The organism is Microbacterium sp. H6, assembly GCF_003314775.1.
Lineage (GTDB): Bacteria > Actinomycetota > Actinomycetes > Actinomycetales > Microbacteriaceae > Microbacterium > Microbacterium oxydans.
In genome coordinates this window covers 1,752-3,589 of record NZ_QOAY01000277.1, presented here as the reverse complement: position 1 = coordinate 3,589, position 1,838 = coordinate 1,752, and the positions used below count along the sequence as shown (strand labels likewise).

General features: G+C 71.2%; 1 protein-coding gene and 1 pseudogene. One reads left to right on the top strand and one right to left on the bottom strand.

From position 1 onward, the window contains the following. Positions 1 to 1,158: pseudogene (locus tag DSP71_RS24250) on the bottom strand (transcription-repair coupling factor); the annotation flags it as partial. Between the two features lie 78 nt (positions 1,159 to 1,236). Here DSP71_RS24250 and DSP71_RS18080 point away from each other — a divergent pair. Continuing rightward, positions 1,237 to 1,800 (top strand): GNAT family N-acetyltransferase, encoded by a 564-nt coding sequence (locus DSP71_RS18080; RefSeq protein ID WP_113681747.1) that lies wholly within the window; start codon positions 1,237 to 1,239, stop codon positions 1,798 to 1,800. Positions 1,801 to 1,838 lie beyond the last annotated feature (38 nt).

The window sequence follows — 1,838 nt, the reverse complement described above, 5'->3', positions numbered from 1 at the left end:
GAAGGACGGGATGACGGCGGCGCCGAGGTTCGTGGCGTCCGCGTCGCCCTCGCCGAGCCCGGCTCCGAACGGGCTTAGCCGCCACCACACGCCGTCCCGATCCCGCACGACCTCGCGCAGCTCGGCGATCGTCAGGAAGTCGCCGGCACCGAGGTCGATGGGAGCCGACGCCCCCGAGGTCGCGGCGCTCCACGCGGCATCGAGGAACTCGCGATTCGTGTCGCCGAGGGTGATGGCACGCGCACTCGAACGCTCCGGGTCGATGATCGCCGTGGCGCTGCCGACGGGCAGGTACTCGGCCAGCGACTTCAGCGGCCCTGCGACGGCGGGGAGCAACGACTCCATGCCCTCGACCGGGATACCCTCAGCCATCTTCTCGAGCATTCCCGAGATCGCGGGGAAGCCTTCGACCAGGGCACGGGCACGATCTCGGACCTCGGCGGTGAGCAGCAGCTCGCGGGTGGGAGGCAGATCGACACCGGTGACGTCGCCGGGCAACGAGCGCTGATCGGCGACCGAGAACGCGCGGATCTGGTCGATCTCGTCGCCGAAGAACTCGACGCGATACGGATGCTCCGACGTCGGAGGGAAGACGTCGAGGATGCCGCCGCGCACCGCGAACTCTCCGCGACGGGACACCATGTCGACGCGCGAATAAGCGCGCTCGACCAGCTGCTCCACCACGAGGTCGAGTTCGTTCCCCCTGCTGCCGACGGCGAGTTCGAGCGGGGCGATCTCTCCCAGGTTGCCCGCGATCGGCTGGAGCGCGGCGCGCACGGACGCCACGACGACGAGCGGGTGATCGCCCGACCACTCGGCGATCCGGCGCAGGGTCTGCAGCCGCTGGCCGACCGTGTCGGGGCTCGGGCTGAGCCGCTCGTGCGGCAACGTCTCCCAGGCCGGGAAGGTCAGGACATCGGCCTCCGGAAGGTAGGCGTGCATCGCGAGCGCGAGGCTCTCCGCCCTCCTGCCCGTGGGGACGACGGCGAGCAGGGCGGCGGGGTGCCCTGCCGCGGCGCGCTTCTCGAGCAGCCCGGCGAGCGCGGGCGCATCGAGCCCGTCGACCAGGCCGAGATCGGCGTCGGTGCGCGCCCAGCTGAGGGCATCGCGGTACAGAGACGCCTCTTCCAAGGCGCGCAGAATCCCCGGAACAGTCACCGGACAAGACTAGTCGCGCCCACCGACACTCCGGCCGCTCCGCGTTCGCAGGGGCATCGTTCTCCCTAGGCTGTCGGGATGGAATTCGTCGTCCTCACCACCGAACGCCTCGTCCTCCGCGCCCCGACGGAGGCGGACATCGATGCGATCGCGGATGCCTGCCAGGACCCGGAGATCCCGCGCTGGACGACCGTTCCGAGTCCGTACGGTCGCGAGGACGCCGCAGAGTTCGTGCGCATGGTCGCCGCGCAGTGGGACACCGGGTCGGAGGTCGTCTGGGGCATGTACGCGGATGGCGAACTCGTCGGCATGATCGGTCTGCACAACATGACCGAGCACTTCACCGGCGCGACTGCCGAGCTCGGCTACTGGGTGACGGAGGCGGCCAGGGGCAAGGGCTATCTCGCAGAGGCGGGGAGGGCCGTGGTCGACTGGGGGTTCGTCGGACTCCGGCTGGTGCGCGTCCGCTGGCAGGCCGTCGCGGGCAACGTCCCCTCCGCCCGCGCTGCGCGCGCACTCGGCTTCCGGTACGAGGGACTGCAACGGCAAGCGCTCACGGGCCCGCGCGGCCGGGACGACGGCTGGATGGCCGGGCTGCTGCCGAGCGACGACCGCACGCCGGTGGACTGGCCCATCCTCTGAGGTTCGTGACCGCGCGGCGAGCGATGACCTCGGCAGCC